At 73.9% G+C, this 6,103-nt stretch carries 5 protein-coding genes; 4 read left to right on the forward strand and 1 reads right to left on the reverse strand.

The window, feature by feature from the left end; translation table 11 throughout:
• Window positions 1-74: 74 nt before the first annotated feature.
• The 4 genes from G3I41_RS21785 to G3I41_RS21800 are packed head-to-tail and all read left to right on the forward strand — an operon-like array spanning window position 75 to window position 4,584.
• A complete protein-coding gene (locus tag G3I41_RS21785; protein WP_164402086.1) occupies window positions 75-1,442 on the forward strand; it encodes a glutamine synthetase family protein in 1,368 nt (455 codons plus the stop codon).
• Between the two features lie 39 nt (window positions 1,443-1,481).
• Window positions 1,482-2,846: an aldehyde dehydrogenase family protein gene (locus tag G3I41_RS21790; RefSeq protein WP_164402087.1), complete on the forward strand. Its 1,365-nt coding sequence runs from the start codon at window positions 1,482-1,484 to the stop codon at window positions 2,844-2,846.
• Window positions 2,847-2,853: 7 nt separating this feature from the next.
• The gene (locus G3I41_RS21795) at window positions 2,854-3,642 is read left to right on the forward strand and encodes a 3-oxoacyl-ACP reductase (protein WP_164402088.1); all 789 of its coding nucleotides are present in this window, start codon (window positions 2,854-2,856) and stop codon (window positions 3,640-3,642) included.
• A gap of 21 nt (window positions 3,643-3,663) precedes the next feature.
• On the forward strand, window positions 3,664-4,584 hold the full coding sequence (locus tag G3I41_RS21800; protein WP_164402089.1) for a DUF2510 domain-containing protein: 921 nt from the start codon (window positions 3,664-3,666) through the stop codon (window positions 4,582-4,584).
• A gap of 13 nt (window positions 4,585-4,597) precedes the next feature.
• Here the strand turns inward: G3I41_RS21800 and G3I41_RS21805 are convergent, their stop codons facing one another.
• Window positions 4,598-5,800: an amino acid deaminase/aldolase gene (locus G3I41_RS21805; RefSeq protein WP_164402090.1), complete on the reverse strand. Its 1,203-nt coding sequence runs from the start codon at window positions 5,798-5,800 to the stop codon at window positions 4,598-4,600.
• Window positions 5,801-6,103: the final 303 nt, after the last annotated feature.

Raw genomic sequence — 6,103 nt, forward strand, 5'->3', positions numbered from 1 at the left:
GCACCGTACCCACCACACCCGCCCTCGCCCTAGATTTGTACGGGCCTACCGGCCCGCGAGGAGAGGACCCGACCGTGTCCGACCGCACCGCCCCGCTCGCCCTCGGAGACCTGCGCCGCCTCGTGCACGGCGGGGAGATCGACACCGTCGTCCTGGCCTTCCCCGACATGCAGGGGCGGCTTCAGGGCAAGCGCTTCGCCGCTCCCTTCTTCCTGGACGAGGTCGTCCGCCACGGCACCGAAGGCTGCGCCTACCTCCTCGCCGTCGACACCGACATGAACACCGTCGACGGCTACGCCATGTCCTCCTGGGACAACGGATACGGCGACTTCGCCATGCGCCCCGACCTCACCACCCTGCGCCGGGTGCCGTGGCACGAGGGCACCGCGCTGGTCCTCGCCGACCTCGCCTGGGCCGACGGCGCGCCCGTCACCGCCGCGCCCCGGCAGATCCTGCGCCGCCAGCTCGAACGCCTCGCCGAACACGGCTACACCGCCCACGTCGGCACCGAGCTGGAGTTCCTCGTCTTCAAGGACACCTACGAGCAGGCGTGGGACCGGGGCTACCGCGAGCTGACCCCCGTCAACCAGTACAACGTCGACTACTCCGTCCTCGGGACCGGCCGCGTCGAACCCCTGCTGCGCCGCATCCGCAACGAGATGGCGGGTGCGGGCCTGGCCGTCGAGTCGGCCAAGGGAGAGTGCAACCCGGGCCAGCACGAGATCGTGTTCCGCTACGACGAGGCCCTGGTCACCTGCGACCAGCACGCCGTCTACAAGACCGGCGCCAAGGAGATCGCCGCCCAGGAGGGCATGGCGCTCACCTTCATGGCCAAGTTCAACGAACGCGAGGGCAACTCCTGCCACATCCACCTCTCGCTGCGCTCCACCACCGATCCCGGACGCTCCGTCATGGCCGGTGCGGACGGGGAGATGTCACCCGTGATGCGGCACTTCCTGGCCGGCCAGCTCGCCGCCCTGCGCGACCTCTCCCTCCTCTTCGCGCCGAACATCAACTCGTACAAGCGGCTGCGCCCCGGCTCCTTCGCCCCGACCGCCGTCGCCTGGGGCCACGACAACCGCACCTGCGCCCTGCGCGTCGTCGGCCACGGCGCCTCGCTGCGCTTCGAGAACCGGCTCCCTGGCGGTGACGTCAACCCCTACCTCGCCGTCGCCGGACTCGTCGCGGCCGGCCTGTACGGCATCGAGCACGCGCTCGCACTCCCCGAGCCCTGCGCGGGCAACGCCTACACCGCCGGCTACGAGCACGTCCCGGCCACCCTGCGCGAGGCCGCCGCCCTCTGGGAGGAGAGCGGGATCGCCCGCGAGGCGTTCGGCGAGGACGTCGTGGCGCACTACCGCACCATGGCCCGCGTCGAACTCGACGCCTTCGACGCGGCGGTGACCGACTGGGAACTGCGCCGCTCCTTCGAACGCCTGTGACCACGACGCCCGCGAGGCCCCGACCGCTGTGAGGACCCCGTGATCCACGAGCACCACGTCCTGAACCCGGCGACCGAAGAGGTCGTCGCCACCGTCCCCGCCACCTCCGCCCAGGAGGTCCGCACCGCCGTCGTCCGCGCCACCGCGGCCCAGCTCACCTGGGCCGCGCTCGCCCCCGCCGACCGGGCCCGGCTGCTGCGCCGGTTCGCCGCAGCCGTCGACGCCCGCACGGAGGAACTGGCCCGGCTGGAGGTCCGCGAGGCCGGCCACACCATCTCCAACGCCCGATGGGAAGCGGGCAACGTCCGCGACCTGCTCGACTACGCGGCCGGAGGCGTCGAACGGCTCAGCGGCCGGCAGATCCCCGTCCCCGGCGGCATCGACCTCACGATCCTCGAACCTCTGGGCGTCGTCGGCGTCATCGCTCCCTGGAACTTCCCGATGCCCATCGCCGCCTGGGGCACCGCCCCCGCCCTCGCCGCCGGCAACGCGGTGATCCTGAAACCCGCCGAGACCACGCCGCTCACCGCCCTCCGCCTCGCGGAGACCGCCCTGGAGGCGGGCCTGCCCGAACACCTCTTCCAGGTCCTGCCCGGCGCGGGCGACGAGGCCGGCAACGCCCTCGTCGAAGACCCGGGCGTCGCCAAGATCGTGTTCACCGGCTCCACCCGCACCGGCAAGCGGATCATGGCCAAGTGCGCCGACCGCCTCAAGCGCGTCACCCTGGAGCTCGGCGGCAAGAGCCCCAGCATCGTCTTCGCCGACGCCGACATCGAGGCCGCCGCGGCCGCCGCACCCGACTCCTTCCTGGACAACGCCGGCCAGGACTGCTGCGCCCGCACCCGCATCCTCGTCCAGCGCTCCGCGTACGACCGGTTCCTGGAGCACCTCGCCCCGGCCGTCGCCGCGTACACCGTCGGCGATCCCGCCGACGAGAAGACCCGGATGGGCCCGCTCATCTCCCGTACCCAGCTCGCACGCGTACGCGGATACGTCCCCGAGGGCGCCGCCGCGATCCGGGGGAGCGCGCCCGACGGGCCCGGCTTCTGGTTCCCGCCGACCGTCCTCACCGGCGTCCCGGCGGACGCGCCCGTCGCGACCGAGGAGGTGTTCGGGCCCGTCGCCGTCGTGCTGCCCTTCGACGACGAGGCGGACGCCGTACGCCTCGCCAACGCCACCGACTACGGGCTCGCCGGCTCGCTCTGGACCCGCGACGTGGGACGCGCCCTGCGCGTGTCCCGGGCCGTCCGGGCGGGCAACCTCTCCGTCAACTCGCACGCGGCGGTGCGCTACTGGACCCCGTTCGGCGGGTTCAAGCAGTCCGGCGTCGGGCGCGAGCTGGGGCCCGACGCCCTCACCGCCTTCACCGAGACCAAGAACGTCTTCCTGAACACGGAGGCATGAAACGCCCATGACCACGGACCCCGAGATCATCTGCCGCCGCCTCGTCGGCCGCACCGCCGTCGTCACCGGGGCCGGCAGCGGCATCGGCCTGGCCACCGCCCGCCGGCTCGCGTCCGAGGGCGCGCACGTCGTCTGCGGCGACATCGACGCGGAGGCCGGCGAGGCGGCGGCCGAAGCGGTCGGCGGCACCTTCGTACGCGTCGACGTGACCGACCCCGGACAGGTCGACGAGCTGTTCCGCACGGCCGACGACACCTACGGATCGGTCGACATCGCCTTCAACAACGCGGGCATCTCACCGCCCGAGGACGACTCCATCCTCACCACGGAGCTGGAGGCGTGGAAGCGCGTCCAGGACGTCAACCTCACCTCCGTCTACCTGTGCTGCAAGGCCGCCCTGCCCTACATGCGCCGCCAGGGCCGGGGCTCCATCATCAACACCGCCTCCTTCGTGGCCCGGATGGGCGCGGCCACCTCGCAGATCTCGTACACCGCGTCCAAGGGCGGGGTGCTGGCCATGAGCCGCGAACTGGGCGTCCAGTTCGCCCGCGAGGGCATCCGCGTCAACGCGCTCTGCCCCGGACCGGTCAACACCCCGCTGCTCCAGGAGCTGTTCGCCAAGGACCCGGAGCGGGCGGCCCGCCGGCTGGTGCACATCCCGCTCGGCCGGTTCGCCGAGGCCACCGAGATCGCCGCCGCCGTCGCCTTCCTGGCGAGCGACGACTCCTCGTTCGTGAACGCCACCGACTTCCTGGTGGACGGCGGCATCTCCGGCGCCTACGTCACACCGCTGTAGACCGCTCTCTAGAGTGGAGCGATGAGCTACCCGACGCCGCCCGGCTGGTACCCGGACACCTCCGCGCCCGGCACCGAGCGCTGGTGGGACGGAACGGCATGGACCGCGCACACCCGCGCGCCCGCCCCCGCACCCGTCCACACCCCCGCCCCGGCCCCGTCGGGCGGCGGGAGCGCCCGGGCCGTCGCCCTCGTGGCGGCCGGAGCGGTCGTCGTCGGCGCCGTCGTGACCGGGGCCGTGCTCCTCACCGGGAACGACGACCCGGCGGCCCCGGCCGCCCACGCCTCGCAGTCGCCCACCCGGACCGGCACCGGCGGGGCCCCCGGCGACGACGGCCCCTCACCGGACGGCACGCCCGTGCACGAGGACGGGAACGTGCTCACCGACCAGCTCAACGGCATCACGCTGCCCATCCCGGACGGCTGGGAGCGGCCGGAGCGCACCTCGGGCCAACTCCTCACGATGCGCACCGAGAAGTCGTACGAGTGCCCCGGCGCGTCCTCCACGTACTGCTATCCCGGCACCGTCACCACCCGGACCCCCGGCGGCACCGACGCCACCACCCCCGAAGCCCTCGCCGAGGAGGACATCGCCGACGCGGCCGACCGCGCCTACGACGAGGACATCCTCGGCCGGCGCACCCACGGCGGCATCACCGGCCACCGGCAGACCGCCGCCGGCGAGGTCACCGTGGCCGGCCGCACCGGCTACTACATCCGCTGGAAGGTCACCACCGCCCACGGCCCCGGCGGCTACGTGCAGTCCCTCGCCTTCCCCTCACCCACCGGCAGCGAGTCGCCCGTCATCGTCCGGTACGCCTTCGACGCCGGCCCCGACGGACCGCCCCTGGACCTCATGGACACCCTCACGCGGGGCATCCGCCCGATCGGCGACGACGCGACGGACGGCGGCGTCGGCAGCGCCGTCGAGCACACGCCCTAGAGGAACGTACGGCCTAGAGGAATGTACGGCCCTCACCCCGGTACGTCGGAACCGTCGCCGTCACCCGGTCGCCCTCGATCAGGTGCAGCGCGTCGAACCGCTCGCACAGCTCACCGGCCTTCGCGTGCCGGAACCACACCTTGTCACCGATCAGCAGATCGTCGGCCGGGGAGCCGAGCAACGGGGTCTGCACCTCGCCGGGGCCCTCCTGCGGGTCGTAGCGCAGCCCCTCCGGGAGGTACGGGACCGGCAGCCGGTCCGCCCCCGCCGCGCCCGACGCCGGATAGCCGCCCCCGAGCACCGTCACCACGCCCACGCCCGGCCGCCGCACCACGGGCTGCGCGAACAGGGCCGCCGGGCGGGCCGTGAACGAGGTGTAGTTGTCGAACAGGCGCGGCACGTACAGCCCGGAACCCGCGGCGATCTCCGTCACCGCGTCCTCCGCCGCCGTGTGCTGCACGCTGCCCGTGCCGCCGCCGTTCACGAACTCCAGGTCCGGCGCCACGGCCCGGACCGCCCGCACCACCTCGGCCCGCCGGGCCGCCAGCTCCTTGCGGGCCGTGGCCTGCATCAGCCGGATCGCCCGGGAGCGCAGCGGACGCCCCGCCACCGAGTCCCCGACACCCGCGATGTGCCCCTCGTACGCCATCAGCCCGACCAGCCGGAAACCGGGGCGCCGGACCACGGACCTGGCCAGCTCGGCCAGCTGGGCGGGGGAGCGCAGCGGCGAACGCAGGGCGCCGACCCGGACCCGGCCGCCGAGCATCCGCAGCGAGGTGTCCAGCTCCAGGCAGACCCGGATCTCCTGAGTGCCGCCCGCCCGCGCCGCGTCGATCAGGTCCAGCTGGGCGTGGTCGTCCACCATCACCGTCACGGCGGCGGCGAGCTTCGGGTCGGCGGCCAGCTCCGCGTACGCCGGGCGGTCGGCGGACGGGTACGCCAGCAGCACGTCGTCGAACCCGGCCCGGGCCAGCCACAGCGACTCCGCGAGCGTGAACGACATGATCCCGGCGAACCCGGGCCGGGCCAGCACCCGCTCCAGCAGGGCCCGGCAGCGCACCGATTTGCTCGCCACCCGGACCGGCTTGCCCGCCGCCCGGCGTACGAGATCGTCCGCGTTGGCGTCGAACGCCTCCAGATCCACGACGGCGACGGGAGCGTCGAGATGGGCGGTGGCCCGGTCGTAACGGGCCCGGTCAGTGGCTCGGGCAGTCATGGCCGCAGCTTGCCAGACGGTTCTACCGCTGGGTAGGGGGATGATCCGTGCAGATCCGCCGGTGCGCGGGCCGCACGCTCCCCCCGGGTCCCCGCAGCCCGTAGAGTGACGCCCACGCGGCGAACGGGGCCCCGCCCGCAGGCGGGGGGACGCGCGGTACGGACCGGACCAGGGGGGCGGATGAGCACCGAAGCACGGCGTGCCCCCGTCCCACCCCGCCCGACGACCCCACCCAGTCCCGCCGCACCGGCGTACGACCCCGCGCCGCCCCCCGCCGCGCCGGCCCGCCCCCGCCGGGCCGTG

This window comes from Streptomyces sp. SID9727, from assembly GCF_010550605.1.
In the GTDB taxonomy this organism is placed as follows: Bacteria; Actinomycetota; Actinomycetes; order Streptomycetales; family Streptomycetaceae; genus Streptomyces.

Coding starts and splice junctions, on each gene's coding strand:
- G3I41_RS21805 (WP_164402090.1), bottom strand. CDS start 5,800: ATGACTGCCCGAGCCACTGACCGGGCCCGTTACGACCGGGCCACCGCC.
- G3I41_RS21800 (WP_164402089.1), top strand. CDS start 3,664: ATGAGCTACCCGACGCCGCCCGGCTGGTACCCGGACACCTCCGCGCCC.
- G3I41_RS21795 (WP_164402088.1), top strand. CDS start 2,854: ATGACCACGGACCCCGAGATCATCTGCCGCCGCCTCGTCGGCCGCACC.